This window comes from Arthrobacter sp. P1_D4, assembly GCF_056406115.1.
Map to the genome: position 1 here is coordinate 58558 of NZ_JBFUAU010000013.1, position 21627 is coordinate 80184.

Sequence of the window (21627 nt, forward strand, 5' to 3'; positions counted from 1 at the left end):
GTTCTGATCCGTCAAGAAGTGAACGAGCGTTCACTATTGCCGCTTTCCGGCCGGTCTCTTACTGCTTGAAGGCGGCGTCGAAGGAGGTGTTCGAGGCCGGGAAGTCGAACTTCTTGAGCGCGGCGAGGGCTTCGGGGGCGCCGTGGAGCCGGTCCATGCCCGCGTCCTCCCATTCGATCGAGATGGGGCCGTCGTAGCCGATCGCTGCGAGTGCCCGGAACGAGGATTCCCAGGGCACGTCCCCGCGGCCTGCGGAGACGAAGTCCCAGCCGCGGCGCGGGTCCCCCCAGGGCAGGTGCGAGCCCAGAACGGTGTTCCGGCCGGTGGGCCGCAGCTTGGTGTCCTTGCAGTCCACATGGTAGATCCGGTCCTTGAAGTCCCAGATGAAGGAGACCGGGTCGATGCCCTGCCACATGAAGTGCGACGGGTCCCAGTTCAGGCCGAAGGCCGCACGGTGCCTGATCGCCTCGAGGGTCCTGACGGTGGTCCAGTAGTCGTAGGCGATCTCGGAGGGGTGGACCTCGTGCGCGAAGCGGACACCGCAGTCGTCGAAGACGTCCAGGATGGGGTTCCAGCGGTCCGCGAAGTCCTGGTAGCCGGCCTCGATGACTTTCTCCGGCACGGGCGGGAACATCGCGACGTACTGCCAGATCGAGGATCCGGTGAACCCGACCACGGTGTCGACGCCGAGGGCCTTGGCGAGCCGGGCGGTGTGTTGCATTTCCTCAGCCGCGCGCTGCCGGACGCCCTCGGGGTCGCCGTCGCCCCAGACCCTGGCCCCGACGATCGCCTCGTGCCGGAAGTCGATCGGGTCATCGCACACGGCCTGGCCCTTGAGGTGGTTGGAGATGGCCCAGACCTTGAGGTTGTACTTCTGAAGCACAGCCAGCTTGGACTCGACGTAGCCGGGCTCGTCCCAGCGCCAGGCGTCCAGGTGGTCGCCGGAGACGGCGATTTCCAGGCCATCGTAGCCCCAGCCGGAGGCCAGGCGGGCGACTTCCTCGAAGGGCAGGTCGGCCCACTGGCCGGTAAACAGGGTGTACGGGCGGGGCATGTCAGGCTCCTTCGGTAGTGGTCTGGGTGGTCCGTGCGGACGGGGTCAGCTGGATGAGTGAACCTTTGGCGGCGGCGCTTTCCTCCACGGCCGCGAGGATCCGCTGGACGCTCAGGCCGTCCTCGAACGACGGCGACGGCTGGGTTCCGGTGCCCACCGCGACGAGGAAGTCGCGGATCTCGTGCGTGAACGTGTGTTCCCAGCCGATCACGTGGCCCTGCGGCCACCATGCTTCAAGGTACGGGTGCTCGGGTTCGCTGACCAGGATGCGGCGGAAGCCCTGCTCGCGGACCGGCAGTGTGGCGTCCAGGAAGCCGAGCTCGTTTAGGTCCTCCAAGTCGAACAGCAAGGCACCCTTGTCACCATAGATCTCCAGCTTCAGCGAGTTTTTCTGTCCGGTGGCCACCCGGGAGACCTCCACGGAGGCGATGGCCCCGGAGGCGAGGGTCAGCATGACCCAGGCGGCGTCGTCGACCGTCACCTCCTCGAGCCCGGCGGCGCCCGGGCGCTGCCGGGTGAAGGTGTGCAGCCGGCCGGAGACCTCGGTGACCGGCTCGCTTAGGAGGAACAGCACCTGGTCGATCGCGTGCGAGGCGATGTCGCCCAGCGCGCCGGAGCCGGCGGTGTCCTTGTTCAGCCGCCAGGTCATGGGCACGTCCGGGTCCACGAGCCAGTCCTGCAGGTAGGCGGCGCGGACGTGCCGGACGGCGCCGAGCCGGCCCTCCGCGATCAGCTCCCGGGCCAGCGCCAGGGCCGGGACCCGGCGGTAGTTGAAGCCGATCATGGACTGCACGCCTTCCTCCTGCGCGGCCCGGGCCGCCTCCGCCATGGCCTCGGCCTCGGCGAGGGTGTTGGCCAGCGGCTTCTCGACCAGGACGTGCTTGCCGGCGGCCAGCGCGGCGATGGCGATTTCCGCGTGCATGAACCCCGGCGTGCAAATATCGACGATCTGGATGTCATCGCGGGCGATCACCTCGCGCCAGTCCGTGGCGGACTCGGCCCAGCCGTACTTTGCGGCCGCCTCGGCGACGCCGTCCCGGTCGCGGCCGACCAGGACGCACCGTTCGAACGCCGGGACGTCGAAGTAGCTGGCAACATTCCGCCAGGCGTTCGAGTGGGCCTTGCCCATGAACGCGTACCCGATCATGGCCACTCCCAAACGTGAACCGGGTGCGCGGCCGGGGGTGGTTTCGTGGGAATTCATTGCTGGTCCCTAGAGTGTGGAAGCGGCGGGGTCCCAGTCCTCGGGGAGGGCTGCGGAGGTGGGGGCCGAGCTTTCCACATCGATGAACGTGCCGGAACCGACCGACTCGGAGATCGAGACCATGGTGTCCAGGACGTGGTAGGCGAGGTTGCCGGTGGCGCGGTGCGGGACGCCGGCGCGGATGGAGCGGGCCATGTCCAGCACGCCCATGCCGCGGCCCTGGCTGGGGCCGGTGGCCGGAATAACGGTCCATTCCTCGTCGCCGGCGCGCCAAAGCCTGATGTCGCCGTCGAAGTAGTTCGGATCCGGCAGCGAGATGGTGGCCTCCGTCCCGGTGATCTCCACGAAGCCCATCCGCAGCCGCGGGGACTCGAAGCTGAACACGCTGTGGGAGGACGCGCCGGACTCGAACTGGGCCATGGCGGAGACGTGGGTGGGGACCTCGACCGTGAATTCCTCGCCGGCCTGGGGCCCGGAACCGATGACCCGGACCTCCTTGGCCTTGGAACCGGTCGCGGCCACGCGGCGCACGGAGCCGAACGTCTGCACCAGGGCCGTGAGGTAATACGGGCCCATATCGAACAGGGGACCGGCGCCGTGCTGGAAGAGGAATGCGGGGTTGGGGTGCCACGATTCCGGCCCGGGCGTCTGGAACGTGGTCATGGCCGTCAGCGGGGTGCCGATGTCGCCGCGTTCGATCAGCCGCCGCGCAGTCTGCAGCCCGGCGCCCAGGAACGTGTCCGGGGCGCAGCCCAGCCGCAGCCCCGCGGCGTCGGCCAATTTCAGCAGGCCCACGCCGGAATCGCGGTCGAGCGAGAACGGCTTTTCCGTCCAGACGTGTTTGCCGGCATTGACGGCGGCCGTGGCCACTTCCACGTGCGCGGCCGGGATGGTCAGGTTGACGATGATTTCGACGTCGGGGTGGTTCAGGGCGGCGTCCACCCCGCCCCACTCCGGGATGCCGTATTCCTTGGCCCGCGCCTCGGCCGCCTCTTCGAAGAGATCGGCGATCACGTGGACCTTAAGGTCGGGGAAGACGGTCAGGTTGTCCAGGTACTGCTTGCTGATGTTGCCGGCGCCGATGACGGCGACGCCCACCGGGCCGCGGCCGGTGGCACGGTTCGGTGATACCTGGTTCACCGTTACCCGGTTCGCTGCGGCGCTCATGCATTCACGCCCTGCGCGTTGGCGGAACCGCTTTGCAGGTAGCCCAGGCTCTGGGCGATGCCGTCGAAGATGTCGCCGGAGTAGTCGTCGAATTCCACGACGCCGACTTCCAGGGACTGCGCCGCGGCGATGACGTCCCGCACGGCGATCTTGCCCTGCCCGGCCGGCTGCTGCGCCTTGGTGTCCGTGGAGACGGGGCCGTCCTTGATGTGGATGAACCTGACCCTGTCGCCGAGGCGCTGCAGCAGCTGCACCGGGTCCTGGCCGCCGACGGCCGCCCAATAGGTGTCCACTTCCAGGACGAGTTCCGGGTCGAGGAGTCCCTCGAAGTACTCCAGCGCGGTCTGGCCCTCGATGCTGGACTCCAGCTCCCAGGCGTGGTTGTGGTAGCCGACGCGGATGCCGTACCCGGCGCCCTTCTTGGCCGCGGCGTTGAGCTTCGCTGCGGTGGCCTGGATGTCCTCGGCCGACTGCCAGTGCTCGGCTGGCAGGTAGGGATCGATCACCGTGCTGATGCCCAACTCCTTGGCCGCGGCGAAGATTTCGTCCTGGTCCTGGCTCAGCAGCGGGGCGTGGCCGGACGGGGCGGTCAGGCCGTTTTCCTTCAGGGCGGCGCCGAGCTCGGCGGCCGTCGCCACGAAGTTGTAGGGCTCAACCTGGGTGAAGCCGAGCTGGGCGACCTTTTTGATGGTGCCGGGCAGGTCTTCCTGGAGGGCGTTGCGGAGGGTGTACAGCTGGATTGAGTAAGACACGGGATTCCTTTGCACGAGTTCGGCTTCGAAGGTGAGAGGGACAGCCCTGACAGCGGGAAGGGGGCGTCCACTCCGTTTGATTCTGCGCGAGGAAGGACTGCACGCCCATGGGCAGCGAGATGATTTGTCTGGAGCGGAGGAACACGATGGCTCTAAGCTAGGGAAGCTTTTGCCGGGCGTCAAGCAAAAGGTGGAAACCACGTGTCGATCTTTGTGAAGCGTGACATGCAGAAGATCTCCGTGCTATCACTTACTCATGAGTACGCCCACCGGCACCGAGCCCGCAGCCCCCGGGGCCGGCGGCAGCCTGTCCCGCGCCGGAGACCTCTTCCAGCTCCTGCGCGACGGCAAGGCCCGGACCCGCGCGGAGCTGGCCCTGACCACCGGGCTCGCCCGGTCCACTGTCGCTTCCCGCGTCGACGCGCTGATGGTCTCTGGCCTTGTTGGCCCGGCGGGGGAGGCGAGCTCCAGCGGCGGCAGGCCGCCGTCGCGCTTTGCCTTCAACCCGGCCGCCCGCGTCGTCCTGGCCGTGGATGTCGGGGCCACCCACGTGATCATCGCCGTTACGGATCTCAGCGGGAAGGTACTCGCCGAGCACCGGCTGGCGCAGGATGTCGCCGACGGCCCGGTGGTTGTCCTGGACCGCGTGGTCGATGAAGGGCTGCGGCTGCTCGCCGGGGCCGGCCGGGGCGCCGCGGATCTGGCTGGCGCCGGGATCGGGCTCCCGGGGCCGGTGGAGCACGCCACCGGCATGCCGGTGAAGCCGCCGATCATGCCCGGCTGGGACGGGTTCGACGTCGTCCGCCATGTCCAGCGGTCCCTCCCGGTGCCGGTCCTGGTGGACAACGACGTGAACATCATGGCGCTGGGGGAGCGCACGGCGCACTGGCCCGACGACGAAAACTTCCTGTTCATCAAGGTGGCCACCGGCATCGGGGCGGGCATCATCAGCAGCGGCCAGCTCCAGCGCGGGGCCAACGGGACGGCCGGCGACCTTGGTCACGTCCGGGTTCCGCGCGGCGATGACGTGCTGTGCCGCTGCGGGAACTACGGCTGCCTGGAAGCCCTGGCGTCCGGGCCTGCCGTCGCCAAGGCGCTGACGCAGCAGGGCCTGCCGGCGCACGACGGCGGTGATGTGCTGCGCCTGGTCGCCGAGGGCAACCTGCGGGCCATCCAGGCGCTGCGGCAGGCCGGCAGGGACCTCGGCGACGTCCTCTCCACGGTCGTGAACCTGCTGAATCCCTCAATGATTGTCATCGGCGGAAGCCTCGGCCAGGCCGGGGAGCACCTCATGGCCGGAGTCCGCGAGGTGGTCTACCGGCGCTCGCTGCCCCTGGCCACGACCCACCTGCGGATCGGCGTGTCCCGGGCCGGGGACCAGGCCGCGATCCTCGGTGCCAGCCAGATGGTCACCCAGCACGTACTCTCGCCCGCCGTCATTGAGGCGACCCTGCAGGCCACGGGCTAGGGCCCGCCGGCCCCGGCCCGGAATTTTCAGCGCAGCTGGAAAATGGTGCGGTGCCAGTCCTTTTCCGCGCTGCCGCTCAGCTCGAACATCACGTGCTTGACCTGGGTGTATTCCTCGAAGGAGTAGGCGGACATGTCCTTGCCGAAGCCGGACTGCTTGAAGCCGCCGTGCGGCATCTCGGAGATGATCGGGATGTGGTCATTGACCCACACGCAGCCCGCGTTTATCTCCCGGGTCGCGCGCATGGCCCGGTGCACATTGCTGGTCCAAGCGGAGGCCGCCAGCCCGTAGACAGTGTCGTTGGCCAGGCGGATGGCCTCGTCATCGTCGTCGAAAGGCAATACCACCAGCACCGGGCCGAACACTTCATCCTTGACGATCTCGCTGTCCAGGGCGGCGTCAATGATGAGCGTTGGCGGGTAGAAGGCACCACGGGCCAGGACGCCTTCGCTGGGGATTTCGCCGCCGGTGAGCACCTTCGCATAGCCGCGGGCACGCTCAACCATTCCCGCGACGTGCTCGCGGTGCTTGACTGAGACCAAGGAACCGAGGTCCGCGCCCTCGTCGTCCTGCAAGCCCAGGCGGATGTCCCGGAAACGCGTCGCGAGCTTGTCCACGAATTCCTGATAGATGGAACGGTGCACAATGGCCCGTGTGGCCGCCGTGCAGTCCTGGCCCGAGTTGATCAGGCTCCCGGCGACCGCGCCGTGCACTGCGGCGTCCACGTCGGCGTCCTCGAAGACCACGAACGGCGCCTTGCCGCCCAGCTCGAGATGAACCCGCTTGGTGTTGACGGCCGCGGCTTCCAGCACGGTGCGGCCGATCGCGGTGGAGCCGGTGAAGGAAACCATGTCTACGCCTTCGTGGCGCATCAGTGCCGCGCCCACTTCGGGGCCGGTGCCCACCAGGACGTTGACGACGCCTGGCGGCAGCCCGGCGTCGTTGAGCGCCTGGGCGAACATTACTGACGTCAGGGGTGTGATCTCGGCCGGCTTGAGGACGATGGTGTTGCCGGCGGCGATGGCGGGAAGAATTTTCCATGCCGCCATCTGGAGGGGATAGTTCCAGGGTGCAATTGAGCCCACCACGCCGATGGGTTCGCGACGAATGCTGGAGGTGTGATCTGGCGAATACTCGGCCGTTGCCTTGCCTTCTAGGTGGCGCGCGGCGCCTGCGAAGAACTCAATGTTGTCGATGGTGCCCGGGACGTCAAAACCCCTGGTCAACCGGAGGGGTTTGCCGGTCTGGCTGCTCTCCACCCGGGCGAATTCCTCGGCTCGCTCCGTCAGGATCGACGCGAAACGGTGCAGTATCGCGGACCGTTCGCCCGGTGCCGTGCGGGCCCACGTGGCGAAGGCCGCGCGGGCTGCCGCGACAGCGCGGTCAACGTCGGCCGCACTGGCAAGGTCTACGGTGGCCACCACCCCGCCGGTGGCGGGGTTCACGACGTCGTGCGTGTGGGTGGAAGTGCCCTGCTCGGTGCGGCCGTTGATGAATTGGTACATGATGCTCCCTCGGGGGATGGATGGGTAGTTGATGCCGGGGCGACGCCCGTGACGCGGCTCCCTACTACCGGACCCCCTGTTGGAGGGTTCCCGGCTAGCGGGTGCCCTCGCGCTCGGCGGAATCGAGAATGGCGCTGAGGCCCGCGGCGAAGACGTTCAGGCTGTCAAGCCCCAGGAGTCGATCGCGGTGTTCCTCGATCAGCGGGAAGCCGCTGACCGAAGCGACTGCAACCGCCTGGAGCCAGGGCTCGTGGCCGTCAGAGCTCGGTTTGGCCAGCACTTCCTGGGCGATGCCGGATCCGTGCCCCAGAGTGTAGCTCTCCAGCGCGCCGTAGTAGTGCACGAGCCGGTCCCCGGATAGACCGGCGTCCCGCAGGCAACCGAGGACGAATTCGATGCAGTGCAGTTCACCCTGGCCGAAGGTGTCGGTGGCAAAGGCGTCGCAGCCAATCGACGGGTACTTGATGAAGACTTCGATCAGGGTGTGGAGGTAGCGCTCCAGGCGGGGCCGCCAGTCCAGGGGCGCGTCTGAAGCGTTTGCTTCTTCAAGCGCCATGGAGAAGAGCCTGTCCAGCGCCGCGCGCAGGATCGCGTCCCGGTTGCGGAAGTGGCGGTACATGGCGGTGGGGTTCACATCGAGTGCCTCGCCGAGGCTTTTGAACGTGAAGCGGGACTGGGGTTCGTCCCGTGCAAGTTCCAGCACGGCGTCGACGATCATGTCTGCATCGAGACGTACTCGCCGGTCCGTGGGCTGTTCCTCGACTCGACCGGGCCTGGGCTGGGCCACGTATCACCGCCTCTCCTGAAGTTCTTTTCCCTGCGTGCGATCCCCACGGTACACGAGTCCCGGCACTCCTAGTCAAAGGTATTGTCATTGCCGTTGTCAACGTCGTTGACATTCTGTTGATGGCCACATAGTGTGACGCAGGACACCAGAAGTTTGCGAGGAAGGGAACCCATGGCCTGCGCTGAGACGATTTTTGAGAACGGTTGGATATACACGGGCGAGGACGAGCGCCCTGTCCGCGCCGCCCTGGCTGTTGCCGGCGGGCGTGTACTGGCAGTAGGGGACGGCGCGGAATTAGCCTCGCTGGCCACCAGCGCCACAATCCGCGTGGATCTGCGCGGACGCCTCCTCATCCCCGGGTTTCAAGATGCCCACGTCCACCCGATCATGGCCGGCGTCGAACACCTGCAGTGCGACCTCACCCAGACCACCAGTGCCGAGGAGGCAGTGGCCGCGGTGCGCGGCTACGCCGAGTCACATCCCGACGAGCCGTGGATCCTCGGCGCGGGCTGGTCGATGGACTGCTTTGCTGGTGGAACGCCCACCCGGCAGATGCTGGACGCGGTGGTGTCTGACCGCCCGGTGCTGGTCCAGAACCGGGACCACCACGGGGCCTGGGCCAATACAAAGGCCCTTGAACTGGCGGGGATCGACGCCGGGACGCCGGACCCCGACGGCGGCCGTCTCGAACGTGAGGCCGACGGCTACCCCGCAGGCACCATCCATGAGGGTGCGATGGGACTCTTTGACCACGTGCACCCGGGCATCTCACCGGAACAGGCCTACAAAGGGTTGCTCTGGGCGCAGGAGCTCATGCTCTCCTATGGCATCACGGCGTGGCAGGATGCCTGGGTGGGTACCTCCCAGAGCCCATTCGGGGACACCCTGGAGACTTACCTCAAGGCGCTCGACGCCGATGAACTCCGGGTCCGCGTCCGGGCAGCGCAGTGGTGGGACCGCTCAGCCGGCCGGGGACAGCTCGCCGAAATCCTGGCGCGCCGCGATCGTGTCGCCGACGCCTGCGATCCGCTGCGGTTGTCCGCGGCAACGGTGAAGGTCATGGTGGATGGGGTGGCGGAGAACTTCACAGCCGCCATGCACACGCCGTACCGCGATCGCCACGGACACCACACGGACAACCACGGCATCGAGTTCTTTGACCCTGCGCAGCTGCGGGAGTTCGTCACAGACCTCGACGCCAACGGGTTCCAGGTCCACTTCCACGCACTGGGCGACCGCGCCGTCACCAATGCGCTCGACGCCGTCGAGCAGGCACGCACTGTCAATGGCCCCGGCACTAACCGCCACCATCTCGCCCACCTTCAGGTGGTCCGCACGGCGGACGTGCCGCGTTTCGCGGCCCTCGGGGCAGCAGCCAACCTCCAAGCACTCTGGGCCTGCCACGAAGAACAATTGGACGTACTGACGCTACCTTTCCTGGAGGCCGATGCTGAGGAAAGGCACTACCCCTTCGGCGAACTCGCGGCGGCAGGGGCACATCTTGCCGCGGGAAGTGATTGGGCAGTCTCGTCGCCCAACCCCGTCCTGGCCATCCACGTTGCCGTGAACAGAGTGGAGCCAGGTGGCTCGCAGCAACCGCTCGGCCCGGAACACCACAAACTCTCCCTCAAGCAGATCCTTGATGCTTACACCCAGGGCACCGCATGGATCAACCACATGGACTCGGACACCGGCATCATCCGCCCCGGGGCCCTCGCCGACCTGGCGATCCTTGACCGGAACCTCTTCGACATTCCCGCGGAGGAACTGCATACCGCCCAAGTTGACGAAACCTGGATTGCCGGCGAGCGCGTCTTTGCCCGGCTGGATCCGTCATAGAACCGGGACGCCTTTCATGATTAGAGGAAGGATGCGCATGGCTCCCACACGCACATCGCGTCGACGGCTGGGCGCCGTCGTCGCCGGCTGCTCGGCCATTGGTCTCATGCTCAGCGGGTGCGGCACAACTGCGGGCGGCACCGTCGCCGCCAAATTCACCCTGAGCAATTCGACGCCCAAACCCAACAAGGAAATTGACCAGTTCAGCTGGGCGCTCTACGCCGAGCCGTTTTCGCTCGACTACGCCTACGCGTTCGACTACCCGGAGAACCAGGTCTTGGCAAACATGTGCGAATCGCTCTTCCGTTGGAACCCCGACCTGACCTCTGCGCCGGGGCTGGCAACCAAATTTGAGCACCCTGACGACCTGACCTGGGTATACACCATCCGGCAGGGAGTCCACTTCCACGACGGCAGCCTCCTGACGGCCGCGGACGTGGTGGCCTCGCTCAAGCGGCATGTCGATGAGAAGGTCGGTTCCTTCTGGGCTTCCTCCTTTGAACGAGTGGCCGACATCCGGAAGACCGGCGACTACGAGGTCACCATCACCACCAGTGTCCCGGATTACGCCTTGAACTCCGCGCTGGTCGGGGCGCCCGGCGTCGTGGAATCCGCCAAGACCCTCGCCAAGGACGGCGCGGACTACGGCAACGCCACCACAGGCGTGAATTGCACGGGCCCCTTTGAATTTGACCACTGGGAGGCCGGGGAGGGCATCACGCTCAAGCGCTTCGACGACTACTGGGATCCAAGCCTCAGGGCCAAGGCGAAGCAGATGACCTTTAAGATCCTCCCCGACGCCAATGCCCGGGTTAACGCTTTGCAGACCGGCGAGATCGATGGCAGCTGGCAGGTTCCCTCCAACGCACTGGACATCCTCAAGGCCAACACCGACGCCGGAAACGTCTACTTCGGCAACGACACCTCGGTGCAAAGCCTGGTCACATCAAATCTCAACGGCGTCTTCGGCGATGTCCGGGTCCGCAAGGCCCTCATGATGTCCATCAACCGTGAGGCGCTCCTTCAGGCGGCAGAACAGGGCTACGGCAAGACGACCGATGCGCTGACCACCAGGAACGTGTGGGTGGGTGCCCAGCCTTCCACGGTCAATTCGGCCTTCGAATCGCCCGACAAACAGGACTACAACCTTGACGAGGCCAGGCGCCTCATCAAGGAAGCCGGCGCTACAGGCAAGAAATTCGTCTACGCGACGGCGTCCCTCACCGCGGCCTTCGACATCACCTCGCGTGCCGTTGCTTCCGCTGCCCGGGAAATCGGCCTGGCACCGGAGATTCAGACCATGTCCAATGACAAGTACACGACGCTGTTCTCCGACCCCGAGGCCCGCAAGGGTGTCGATCTCTTCGAGACGTCCTGGTACCTCTCCAGCGCCGAACCCCTTGAAATGTACTCCGTGCTGCGTACCGGCGATTTCAGCAATTACGGTGGCTGGTCCAACGCCGAGTACGACCAACTCATCAACAGCGCGGTCGGCACCGAAGACGACGCCGAGCGAAACCGGCTCACGGCCCAGGCGGCGAAAATCGCCAGCCAGGACGTGGTCTGGTCTCCGCTCTATGAGACCGTCACCGCACTGTGGCTCGGCAAGCGCATCACGGGCGTGACGCCGTCGATCAACTACATGTACTACCCCTGGGCAGCAACGATTGGAGGCCGGTAGCCGTGGCTGTGACCCAACTGGCAGCACCACCCGCCCCACCGTCCCCCGCAACGAAGAAAAGCCCGACGGCGGCACCATTAGCCCTGGTGCTCCGCAAGGTAGGAACGCTGCTGATCACCCTGTTCTTCGCCTCACTGATCGTGTTCTTCTCCCGCTTTGTCCTGCCGGGCGACCCGGCGCGCTTCCTCCTGCGCGGCCGGAGCCCCAAACCGGAGGCCCTCGCGGAGATCACCAAACAGTTCGGCCTGGACAAGCCTCCGATCGAGCAGTATGTCACGTGGATCGGAGGCATCCTCCACGGTGACTGGGGCCGCTCGCTGACCTACCGCCAGAGCGTGAGCGATGTGCTGCTCAACCGCCTGCCCGTGACGCTGGAACTCGTGGCCCTGGCCGCCGTCTTCATCACAGGCCTGGGCCTCATTGCCGGCATGCTCGCAAGCTTGAACAAGGGCGGCTGGGACCGCTTCATCCTCATCACGGTCACGGCAGCCGGTGCCATACCGCCGTTCGTTGCGGCGATTGCTCTGACCGCCCTCTTCGCGGTCCAGTTGGGGTGGTTTCCTTCCTTCGGCAGCGGTGATGAAGGGCCGAGCCGGCTTTGGCACCTGACACTCCCTGCCCTGGCGCTGGGCGTGACCTTCATTGCCTTCATGGCCCGGGTGACGCGTTCCTCAATGAACGAACAACTCATCCGCGAACACGTGGAGGTGGCCACCAGCCGCGGCCTCACACGCAGTTCCGTGGTGTTCCGGCACGTGCTCCGCAACGCCCTGGGCCCCATTCTGACAGTGAGCGGTGTACTGATCGCCGGCCTTCTGGTCTCAAGCGCCATCGTGGAGCAGACATTCGGCCTGACCGGGATCGGCCAGCTTCTGGTCCAGTCGATCGACCGGCTCGACTTCGCGGTGGTTCAGGCGATCGTCATGATCGTTGTCACGGCATTTGTCCTGGCCAACACGGTCGTTGATCTCATCCAACCCCTCATTGACCCGCGGATCGCCGCAGGAACGGAGTCCCGATGACTCTCACAGGAACGCTTCCCCTCCTGAGGACCCGGCGCTACGGAAGCCTCCTGTCGGTCACGGGCTGGATGGCAGTGACGGTGACGCTCGTCGTCGTGTTGCTCTCCCTCCTCGCCCCGGTCATGGCGCCGTACGATCCGGACTTCGTCGATCTCTCCAGCGTGCTGAGCGGGCCAAGCAGCGCCCACTGGCTCGGCACCGATGCCCTGGGCCGCGACCTCCTCAGCCGGCTCATGTTCGGGGGGCGAACGTCGCTGATGGGCCCGTTGATTGTGGTGGCAGCGTCCACGGTCCTGGGCCTGCTCTTAGGCCTGGCAGCCGGATGGACGGACGGCTGGATCAGCAGGATCCTGACCCGCATTTTCGATCTGCTCTTCGCCTTCCCCGCACTGCTGCTCTCCATGCTGGCCATTGCCATCTTCGGCAAGGGCCTTATGGCGCCGATACTGGCCATGACCATCAGCTACATCCCGTACGTGGCGCGTTTGACGCAGCAGTTGGTGGTCGCCGAACGGGGCCGACCGTATGTCCAGGCCTACCGGGTACTGGGATTCCGGACTCCCTGGGTGGTGCTGGGACGGGTCATGCCAAACCTGGTCCCCACCGTTGGCGCCCAGTCCACGCTCAATTTCGGTTATGTGCTCGCCGATCTCGCGGCACTGTCGTTTATTGGCCTCGGCATCCAGCCGCCAACCTCCGACTGGGGCGCCATGATCGAGGAGGCCCGGGGCGCGCTGCTCGGCGGCCATGTGCTGCCGGCCCTCCTGCCTGCGCTCGTCGTCGTACTTATTGTCGTGTCGATCAACGTCATCGGTGAGGAACTCTCCGACCGGATTGGAGGCAAGCTTTCATGAGCAAGCTCCTTGAAATTGAACAGTTCTCGCTGCACTTCCCGGGCCGCGGCCCGCTCCTGAACGAGGTTACGCTGCACGTGGACGACGGCGAGGCCGTCGCCCTGGTGGGCGAGTCCGGTTCCGGGAAGTCGCTCACCACGAGGGCCGCGCTAGGCCTTTTCCCGGACACCTCCCGGCTCTCCGGTTCCGTGAAGGTACAGGGTCTGGACACGACGAGTGCACCCGCGGCCAAGTTGCTGCAACTGCGCCGCAACCATGCGTCCATGATCTTCCAGGACCCGCGCGCAGGCATCAACCCGGTACGCACGGTGGGGGATTTCCTCACCGAGACGCTGGTGAGATGGCGCGGGCTGAGCCGGAAGGAATCCGTCGCGCGGGCCCTCACGCAGCTGGAACAGGTGGGTCTGAGGCGGACCAAAGAAATGATGCGGCAGTACCCGCACCAGCTGTCCGGCGGCATGCTGCAGCGTGTCATGATTGCGGCCGCGCTGCTCGATTCGCCCGAATTACTGTTGTGCGACGAGCCGACCACGGCCCTTGATGTCACCACTCAGGCCGGGATTCTCGAATTGCTGCGCGAGCAGCAACAGGCACGGGGCATGGGCATGCTGTTCATCACGCACGACCTGAACCTCGCCGCCTCCCTGTGCGACCGCGTCTACGTGTTGCGCAAGGGCGAAGTTGTGGAGCATGGCGCGGCTCGCGAAGTGTTCATGAGCCCGCAGGCGGACTACACCCGCCAGCTGGTCGGCGCCACGCCCCGCATCGAGATAGACAAGATCCCGGCATCCCCCGCCGTCGACGGCACCATGCCGCTGCTCTCGGTCAAGGGCCTTGGCAGGCGCTATGAGTTGCCGGGCGGGGAAATGCTGACCGCCCTGAACGACGCCACGTTCACCCTTGCCCCTGGCGGCTCCCTGGGCGTGGTGGGCGAGTCAGGTTCGGGCAAGTCCACGTTGGCGCGAATGATTGTCGCGCTCGAGACGGCCGATGAGGGCGAACTCGCGATCAACGGCCGGGTCCGGGCGCCACGTCCGCTCCGGGCGGGTGAACGCAAGCTCCTGGCCAAAGACGTGCAGATTGTCTTCCAGGATCCCTATCTTTCCCTGGATCCGAGGATCGCTGTGGGTAAGGCTGTGGCAGATGTTTTCCGGCTCCACCAGGGACAGGGGCGGGCAGACGCCGTGCAGAGCGCCCGTGAGCTTCTCGAACGCGTGGGCATCGGCCCGGAGCGGTTCGACTCCAAACCGCGGGCGCTTTCGGGCGGACAGCGGCAGCGGGTGGCGATTGCCAAGGCTCTCGCCGCGCGGCCCAAGCTGCTGGTCCTGGACGAGGCCACCAGTGCCCTGGACGTCTCGGTCCAGGCGCAAGTGCTGGAGCTCGTGGAGGAAGTGCGGGAGCAGCTGGGCCTGACCATTCTCTTCGTGACCCACGATCTCGCGGTGGTTTCCAGGCTGTGCGCGGAGCTTCTTGTGCTGCAGCAAGGCCAGATCGTGGAGCAAGGGCCCACGGCGAAGATCTTGTCTGCTCCCACCAGCGACTACACCCGCACGCTCCTCGACTCACGGCCGAGGGCCCTCTGGGAAGAGCAGCCCGCTTAGTTCGACATCTATGCCGGCGCCTGTACAACCAACGTGTGCCACCAACCCAGGTGCCTCGGGCACTCGCAAAGTGCTCACAAAGCACTCACAAATAGGAGAGATTCCAGTGCATACGACCGTTTTTGAGCGGAGCTTCCCGGGCTCGGCAATTGTTGAGCAGGCTTTGGCAGACACCGTGCACCGACCATTCTGGATCGACGATCTGGGCGATGACGTGGTTCGGTACCCCCAGCTTGAGAGTGAGCTTCAAGCCGATCTCGTTGTAGTGGGCGCGGGCTACACAGGCCTGTGGACGGCCCTGCGGGCCAAAGAACGCAATCCGGAACTTGACGTAATTGTCGTCGAGGCGCAACGCGTCGGCTGGGCCGCGTCCGGCCGCAATGGCGGGTTCTGCGTTGCGAGCCTGACGCATGGCTATGAGAACGGCAAGAACCGCTGGCCCAAGGAACTGGACCAGTTGGAGCGCCTGGGCATGGAAAACCTGGACGGGATCCAGGAGACCGTTGAGCGTTATCAGATCGATTGCGACTTCGAGCGCACGGGCGAGTTCAACGTGGCCGTGGAACCGCACCATGTTGAATGGCTTAAGAGCGACGGCGGGGGTGGGGTTTTCCTTGACACGGATGCGATGCGCGCGTCGGTGAATTCGCCAACCTATCTCGCCGGCCGTTGGCACAAGGACGGGGCCGCCATGATCCATCCCGCCAAACTTGCCGCGGGACTGGCGCGGGCGGCGACGGAGCTCGGCGTGCAAATCTTCGAAGAGTCCCGCGTCAGCGGGCTGGAGGAGTTGCCTGACGGCGTCCGCGTGCACACGGGATCCGGCGGCGTTCGGGCCAAGCAGGTAGCCCTGGCCACCAATGTCTTCCCCTCCCTCCTGAAACGGAACAGCTTCATGACCGTGCCGGTCTACGACTACGCGCTCATGACCGAGCCGCTCACGGACGAACAGCTCGCCGCCATTGGCTGGAAGGAACGCCAAGGCATCGGCGACATGGCCAATCAATTCCACTACTACCGCTTGAGCAAGGACAACCGCATTCTTTTCGGCGGCTACGACGCCATCTATTACGCGGGGCGCCAGGTGAAGGAGGCGTACGAGGACCGGGAGGAGACGTTCAGGAAGCTGGCCAGCCACTTCTTCACGACGTTTCCGCAGCTTGAGGGATTGAGGTTCAGCCACAAGTGGGGAGGCGCCATTGACTCCAGCACCCAGTTCTGCACCTTTTTCGGTACGGCCCGAAAGGGACGGGTGGCCTATGCCGCAGGCTTCACGGGCCTGGGTGTCGCATCCACCCGCTTTGCCGCCGATGTCATGCTGGACCTGCTGGGCGGGCAGGAAACCGAGCGGACGCGCCTTGAGATGGTGCGCAAACGCCCGCTCCCGTTCCCGCCCGAGCCCTTCGCTTCGATTGGGATCAACCTGACCCGCTGGTCGATGGACCGGGCCGATCACAATGCGGGCAAGCGGAACCTTATCCTCAAGACGCTCGACGCCGTGGGGCTGGGTTTCGACTCCTAGACACCCCCATTGACCCCACCAGAGGAGACCCAGCAATGACGGACTCAGCGGCCGAGCACACAGCGGCACTCGGTCTTGACCTGAAACACGAGCCGCTTTCCGCCGACAAGGTTGTTCTGGGCAATCCCAGCACAGCGGTTCGCGAGCTTGAGGACCTGGCGGGATGCGGCGTCGGCATATGGGAAATGACCCCGGGCACTGCCACTGATACCGAGGCCGAGGAGGTCTTTGTCGTCCTGAGCGGGAAGGCCCGCCTCGTGTTCCTCGACGACGGAAGCACCTTGGACGTCGCAACTGGCGACGTCGTACGGCTGCGCCAAGGTCAACGGACGTCGTGGACCGTCACCGAGACGCTTCGCAAGATCTATTTCGCGGGCCAATAGCCCCGCCCCGGAAACGTCACATTCCGCGGGTGCGGCAGGGGCCCGTGATAGCAATGGGACTGATGAAAGCATATTTCTGCCCGGCCGCCGGGCAACGGCCCACCCCATGAGCGGCGTGGCCCGGGCGCCGCGCGGCTGGCTCCTCATGCTCGCGATCGGGCTGATCGCGCTGAACATGCGCGGCCCGTTGGTGGCGGTTGCCCCGGTGATCGCCCAACTGGAGGACGATCTCGGGTTTACCCCGGTGGAATTGGGATTCCTGACCGGCATTCCGGTGCTGTGCTTTGCCCTCGCCGCGCCCCTGGCCTCGCTGGCCGGACGCAAGCTGGGGCCCGAGTTCGCCATCACCCTGACCCTGCTCGGCGTGCTCTTCGGCGTCGTGGTCCGCTCGGCCGGCGGTGGTGCCCTGGTCATGCTGGGAACGGTGATCCTCGGCGTCGCCATCACGATCGGCAACATCGTGGTCCCGCTGATCATCCGCCGTGACTTCACCCCCGCCCGGCAAGGCGCGGCAATGGGCACCTACACCGCGGCACTGAACATCGGCTCGTTCCTGACCTCCATGGTGTCGGCGCCGCTGGCTGACCTGCTGGGCTGGCGGCCCGCGATTGCCGCCAGTGGCCTGTTCGCGGTGGCGGCTGCCGCCGTGTGGGTGATTGCGGTTGGCCGGCGGGCATTCATACCTGCTGCCATCCCCGCGGCGGACCCGCGGCGGCCCGGCAAGCTCACCTCGCGGTGGATCACGGCAGCGCTGACCTTCGGGTTCGCCGGGCAGGCGTTCTCGTACTACGGAGTGACCGCCTGGCTGCCAAGCCTGCTCTCTGACGAACTCGGCATGTCGCCGGCAGCCGCCGGGGCGGGGTCCTCGCTCTTCCAGATCCTGGCCATTGTGGGCGGACTAGGCGTGCCGCTGGCGGCCCGGTTCGCCAGTACGACGGCGGTGGGCCTCGCCCTTGGGCTGCTGTGGCTCACCGTACCCGTGGGCCTGCTGCTCGCACCGGAGCTGTGGTGGCTGTGGTGTTCCTTCGGCGGTGTGGCCCAGGGCGGCGGCATCACGCTAATCTTCCTGGCCATTATCCGGCTGGCGCGGGACCAGGCCTCGGCGGCCCGGATGTCCGCCGTCGTCCAGGGGACGGGATACTCCTTCGGGGCAGTGGCGCCGACCCTGCTGGGCTACGTCCACGGGACCACCGGCGCCTGGACCGGCCCGCTGCTGATGATCCTGTGCTCGGTGGCCGCATTCATCCTGGGCACCTCGCTGTCACTGCGGCGGGTGCCGAAGCCCCACTGATTCGCTGTCGCGCGCCGGGGTGATTTCAGTCGAGACGACAGGTAAGGCCCATGTTCGCGGGGAACATGGGCCTTACCTGTCGTCTCGACGCCGTTGTCGAGTACGGGGGGATTTTCCGTTGCTGGACTGCCACCCGGATTTCGGGGTGCCTGTTGCGAAGGGCCTGGCAGCCCAGCCAACGGAAATCTGTGCGGACCCGGTTGCCCGGGACGCGGAGTCCTACGCCGGAAGCAGTGCGGGGTCCCCGCTGGCGACGCCGGCGCCGTCGCGCGCTTCGTGCAGGAAGCGGTCGTAGGCCGGCAGTGTCAGGAAGGCCGGGAACTCGGTGCTGAGGGTGACTTCCTCGAAGATGTCCCGCGCGTCGGCGAAACGGTCTCCTTCGAAGCGCTCCAGCTTGGCGAATTCCTCGTCCAGCATGTCCTCCACCCACTCCCGGGTGATCACGTCGCCGTGGTCGGTGATGGCGCGGGCGAAGATCCACTGCCACAGCTGCGAGCGGGAGATTTCCGCGGTGGCGGCGTCCTCCATCAGGTTGTGGATGGCCACGGCGCCGTTGCCGCGCAGCCACGACTCGATGTAGCGGATGCCGACTTCGATGTTGTTCCGGATGCCCTGTTCGGTGATGGTTCCGGTGGTCGTGGAGATGTCCAGGAGCGCGCGGTCGTCCGGGGTGACGTCCTCACGGAGGCGCTCGAGCTGGTTCGGACGCTCGCCGAGGACGGCGTCGAACACCTCGCGGCAGACCGGCACCAGGTCCGGGTGCGCCACCCAGGAGCCGTCGAAGCCGTCGCCGGCCTCGCGGGTCTTGTCCGCGCGGACCTTCTCGAAGGCGATCGCGTTGGCATCCTGGTCCTTGCGGTTGGGGACAGCCGCGGCCATGCCGCCGATCGCCATGGCGCCGCGCTTGTGGCAGGCCCGGACGAGCTGTTCTGTGTAGGCGCGCATGAACGGCTGGGTCATGGTGACCTGGCCGCGGTCCGGGAGCACGAAGCGCGGGCCGCGGGTGCGGAAGTTCTTGATCAGGGAGAAGATGTAGTCCCAGCGGCCGGCGTTCAGGCCCGCGGCGTGGTCCCGGAGTTCGTAGAGGATCTCCTCCATTTCGAACGCCGCGGTGATCGTCTCGATCAGCACGGTCGCGCGGATGGTGCCCTGCGGGATGCCCAGCAGCTCCTGCGCCATGATGAAGATGTCGTTCCACAGCCGGGCCTCGAGGTGGTTCTCGATCTTCGGCAGGTAGAAGTACGGGCCTTTGCCCTGGGCGATCAGGCGGCGGGCGTTGTGGAAGAAGTACAGGCCAAAGTCCACGATCCCGCCGGCAATGGGCGTGCCATCGATGAGCATGTGCTTTTCCGGCAGGTGCCAGCCGCGGGGGCGGACCACGACTGTGGGCAGTTCCCCGGCCGGGCGCAGCTTGTACTCTTTCCCCTCCGGCGAGGTGAAGTCGATCCGGCGTTCCAGCGCGTCCGTGAGGTTCAGCTGGCCCTGGATCACGTTGCGCCAGGACGGCGTGGAGGAGTCCTCCATGTCCGCGAGCCACACCTTGGCGCCGGAGTTCAGCGCGTTGATGGTCATCTTCTTGTCGACCGGCCCGGTGATTTCCACGCGGCGGTCCTCCAAGCCCGGGGCCGGGGGAGCGACGCGCCAGTTCGGGTCGTTGCGGACGGACTCGGTCTCGCGCAGGAACCGCGGGTCCTGGCCATTGGAGATCTGCTGGCGGCGTTCCTGCCGTGCCTGCAGCAGCTCCCGACGGCGCCCTGCCGTGGCCTTGTGCAGCTTGGCAACAAACGCCAGCGCGTCCGGCGTGAGGACCTCGCCCTGCCGGCAAATCGGCTGCGCGGTCAACGTGATCCCGTTGATAGTGAAGTTGTCAGTGAAGCTGTTCATTTCAAATCTCCTTAGAGAAGAAGCAAGTTCGACGGCGGTTGGCGACGTGCGCACGAGGCGGCGGGCCGGATGCTCCGGAAGCGTGCGTAAAAGGGGCCCCATTGCCGCCCAGTCGACGTGTGTAGTGTCGAAGGCGGCAATGGGGAATAGCACGCGGAGGAGTATTCGGTCCGATGGCGGAAGCGCCGCCGTCGGGTGTCTAGTGGAACTGGCCTTCTTCGGTGGATCCCACCAGGGCCAGGGTGGATGCGTTCGGGTTGAGCGCGGTGGCGATGTCGTCGAAGTAGCCGGTGCCGACTTCGCGCTGGTGCTTGGTGGCGGTGTAGCCGCGGGACTCGGAGGCGAATTCCTTCTCCTGCAGCTCGACGTACGCGCTCATGCCTTCCCGGGCGTAGCCGTGGGCGAGGTCGAACATCGAGTAGTTCAGGGCGTGGAAGCCGGCCAGGGTGATGAACTGGAAGGTGAAGCCCATGGCGCCGAGTTCGCGCTGGAACTTCGCGATCGTGGCGTCGTCGAGGTGCTTGCGCCAGTTGAACGACGGCGAGCAGTTGTAGGAGAGCATCTGGTCCGGGAACTCGGCCTTGACGGATTCGGCGAACTTGCGGGCCAGTTCCAGGTCCGGGGTACCCGTCTCCATCCAGATGAGGTCGGAGTACGGGGCGTAGGCCTTGGCGCGGGCGATGCAGGGTTCGATCCCGTTGCGGACCTTGTAGAAGCCCTCCGGGGTGCGGACCGGCTGGCCGCCTTCGCGGAGGATGAATTCCTGGTCACGCTCGTCGACGTCGGAGGTGATCAGGGTGGCCGCCTCGGCGTCGGTGCGGGCGATGATGACCGACGGGGTACCGGCGACGTCGGCGGCGAGCCGGGCCGCGTTCAGCGTCCGGACGTGCTGCTGGGTGGGGATCAGGACCTTGCCGCCGAGGTGGCCGCACTTCTTTTCCGAGGCGAGCTGGTCTTCCCAGTGCACGCCCGCGGCGCCGGCCTGGATCATGGACTTCATGAGCTCGTAGGCGTTCAGCGGGCCGCCGAAGCCTGCCTCGGCGTCGGCCACGATCGGGACCATCCAGTCCTCGACGGTCTGGATGCCCTCGGAGAACTCGATCTGGTCCGCGCGGAGCAGGGCGTTGTTGATGCGCCGGACCACCGTGGGAACGGAATTGGCGGGGTAGAGCGACTGGTCCGGGTAGGTGTGGCCGGAGTTGTTGGCGTCCGCGGCGACCTGCCAGCCGGAGAGGTAGATGGCGCGGAGGCCGGCCTTGACCTGCTGCACGGCCTGGTTGCCGGTCAGGGCGCCGAGGGCGTTGGTGTAGCCGCCGGTCTTGTGCTCTTCGGTGAGCTGCTTCCACAGCTTTTCGGAGCCGCGCCGGGCGAGGGTGTGTTCTTCGGAGACGCGGCCGCGGAGGCGGATGACGTCGGAGGCCTTGTAGTCCCGGGTCACACCTTCCCAGCGCGGGTTGGCGGCCCACTCGAGCTCCAGTGCGGCGGCCTGCTGTTCGGGCGTCTGCTGGGTGGGCTCAAATGCTGCAGTCATCTTTGTCTCCTTGGTGGGTCCGGGGCCGGTCAGTCTGCGTCTCTGCAGAGCCTGGTTGGTTGTTCCCGGATAGTGAATCTTT

17 protein-coding genes are annotated in these 21627 nt (G+C 66.3%); 9 read left to right on the forward strand and 8 right to left on the reverse strand.

Features of this window, described 5'->3' with window-relative positions; translation table 11 throughout:
• Positions 1 to 58: 58 nt before the first annotated feature.
• From AC1D0A_RS13680 to AC1D0A_RS13695, 4 genes are read right to left on the reverse strand one after another with little or no spacing between them, the layout of a single operon-like run.
• The gene (locus tag AC1D0A_RS13680; protein ID WP_028278028.1) at positions 59 to 1054 is read right to left on the reverse strand and encodes a sugar phosphate isomerase/epimerase family protein; all 996 of its coding nucleotides are present in this window, start codon (positions 1052 to 1054) and stop codon (positions 59 to 61) included.
• 1 nt (position 1055) lies between these two features.
• A complete protein-coding gene (locus AC1D0A_RS13685; RefSeq protein ID WP_476943182.1) occupies positions 1056 to 2258 on the reverse strand; it encodes a Gfo/Idh/MocA family protein in 1203 nt (400 codons plus the stop codon).
• A 9-nt stretch (positions 2259 to 2267) separates the two neighbouring features.
• Positions 2268 to 3425 carry a Gfo/Idh/MocA family protein gene (locus tag AC1D0A_RS13690; protein WP_476946035.1) on the reverse strand — a complete coding sequence of 386 codons (1158 nt, stop codon included), beginning with the start codon at positions 3423 to 3425 and terminating at the stop codon, positions 2268 to 2270.
• Positions 3422 to 4177, reverse strand: coding sequence for a sugar phosphate isomerase/epimerase family protein (locus tag AC1D0A_RS13695; RefSeq protein ID WP_243181477.1), 756 nt, complete (start codon positions 4175 to 4177; stop codon positions 3422 to 3424). Before AC1D0A_RS13695 ends, AC1D0A_RS13690 begins: the two co-directional genes overlap by 4 nt.
• A gap of 256 nt (positions 4178 to 4433) precedes the next feature.
• Between AC1D0A_RS13695 and AC1D0A_RS13700 the strand changes: the two genes are divergently transcribed.
• Positions 4434 to 5645, forward strand: a complete 1212-nt coding sequence (locus tag AC1D0A_RS13700) for an ROK family transcriptional regulator (RefSeq protein ID WP_476943180.1) — start codon at positions 4434 to 4436, stop codon at positions 5643 to 5645.
• Between the two features lie 26 nt (positions 5646 to 5671).
• On the opposite strand, the gene AC1D0A_RS13705 is transcribed toward AC1D0A_RS13700, so the two are convergent.
• Together AC1D0A_RS13705 and AC1D0A_RS13710 are read right to left on the reverse strand one after the other, a co-directional pair.
• A complete protein-coding gene (locus tag AC1D0A_RS13705) occupies positions 5672 to 7150 on the reverse strand; it encodes a gamma-aminobutyraldehyde dehydrogenase (protein ID WP_243181479.1) in 1479 nt (492 codons plus the stop codon).
• A 94-nt stretch (positions 7151 to 7244) separates the two neighbouring features.
• Positions 7245 to 7937: a TetR/AcrR family transcriptional regulator gene (locus tag AC1D0A_RS13710; RefSeq protein WP_243181480.1), complete on the reverse strand. Its 693-nt coding sequence runs from the start codon at positions 7935 to 7937 to the stop codon at positions 7245 to 7247.
• 171 nt (positions 7938 to 8108) lie between these two features.
• Here AC1D0A_RS13710 and AC1D0A_RS13715 point away from each other — a divergent pair, with 171 nt between their 5' ends.
• From AC1D0A_RS13715 to AC1D0A_RS13750, 8 genes are all read left to right on the forward strand, one after another.
• Entirely contained in the window at positions 8109 to 9776 is a 1668-nt protein-coding gene (locus tag AC1D0A_RS13715) for an amidohydrolase (RefSeq protein ID WP_476946036.1), read from the forward strand.
• Positions 9777 to 9813: 37 nt separating this feature from the next.
• Positions 9814 to 11457, forward strand: coding sequence for an ABC transporter substrate-binding protein (locus AC1D0A_RS13720; RefSeq protein ID WP_476946037.1), 1644 nt, complete (start codon positions 9814 to 9816; stop codon positions 11455 to 11457).
• Positions 11458 to 11459: 2 nt separating this feature from the next.
• Positions 11460 to 12479 (forward strand): ABC transporter permease, encoded by a 1020-nt coding sequence (locus AC1D0A_RS13725; protein WP_476946038.1) that lies wholly within the window; start codon positions 11460 to 11462, stop codon positions 12477 to 12479.
• Positions 12476 to 13333: an ABC transporter permease gene (locus AC1D0A_RS13730; RefSeq protein ID WP_476943175.1), complete on the forward strand. Its 858-nt coding sequence runs from the start codon at positions 12476 to 12478 to the stop codon at positions 13331 to 13333. Before AC1D0A_RS13725 ends, AC1D0A_RS13730 begins: the two co-directional genes overlap by 4 nt.
• Complete coding sequence (locus AC1D0A_RS13735) at positions 13330 to 14934, forward strand: dipeptide ABC transporter ATP-binding protein (protein WP_476946039.1); 1605 nt, start codon at positions 13330 to 13332, stop codon at positions 14932 to 14934. The genes AC1D0A_RS13730 and AC1D0A_RS13735 overlap by 4 nt, the downstream gene beginning before the upstream one ends.
• 106 nt (positions 14935 to 15040) lie before the next feature.
• Entirely contained in the window at positions 15041 to 16456 is a 1416-nt protein-coding gene (locus tag AC1D0A_RS13740) for an NAD(P)/FAD-dependent oxidoreductase (RefSeq protein WP_476946040.1), read from the forward strand.
• Between the two features lie 35 nt (positions 16457 to 16491).
• Positions 16492 to 16839, forward strand: coding sequence for a cupin domain-containing protein (locus tag AC1D0A_RS13745; RefSeq protein ID WP_476943172.1), 348 nt, complete (start codon positions 16492 to 16494; stop codon positions 16837 to 16839).
• Between the two features lie 106 nt (positions 16840 to 16945).
• Positions 16946 to 18130 carry an MFS transporter gene (locus AC1D0A_RS13750; protein WP_243181487.1) on the forward strand — a complete coding sequence of 395 codons (1185 nt, stop codon included), beginning with the start codon at positions 16946 to 16948 and terminating at the stop codon, positions 18128 to 18130.
• A gap of 219 nt (positions 18131 to 18349) precedes the next feature.
• On the opposite strand, the gene aceB is transcribed toward AC1D0A_RS13750, so the two are convergent.
• Positions 18350 to 20014 carry a malate synthase A gene (gene aceB / locus AC1D0A_RS13755; RefSeq protein ID WP_476946041.1) on the reverse strand — a complete coding sequence of 555 codons (1665 nt, stop codon included), beginning with the start codon at positions 20012 to 20014 and terminating at the stop codon, positions 18350 to 18352.
• A 199-nt stretch (positions 20015 to 20213) separates the two neighbouring features.
• On the reverse strand, positions 20214 to 21545 hold the full coding sequence (aceA, locus tag AC1D0A_RS13760) for an isocitrate lyase (RefSeq protein WP_459383768.1): 1332 nt from the start codon (positions 21543 to 21545) through the stop codon (positions 20214 to 20216).
• Between the last annotated feature and the right edge of the window lie 82 nt (positions 21546 to 21627).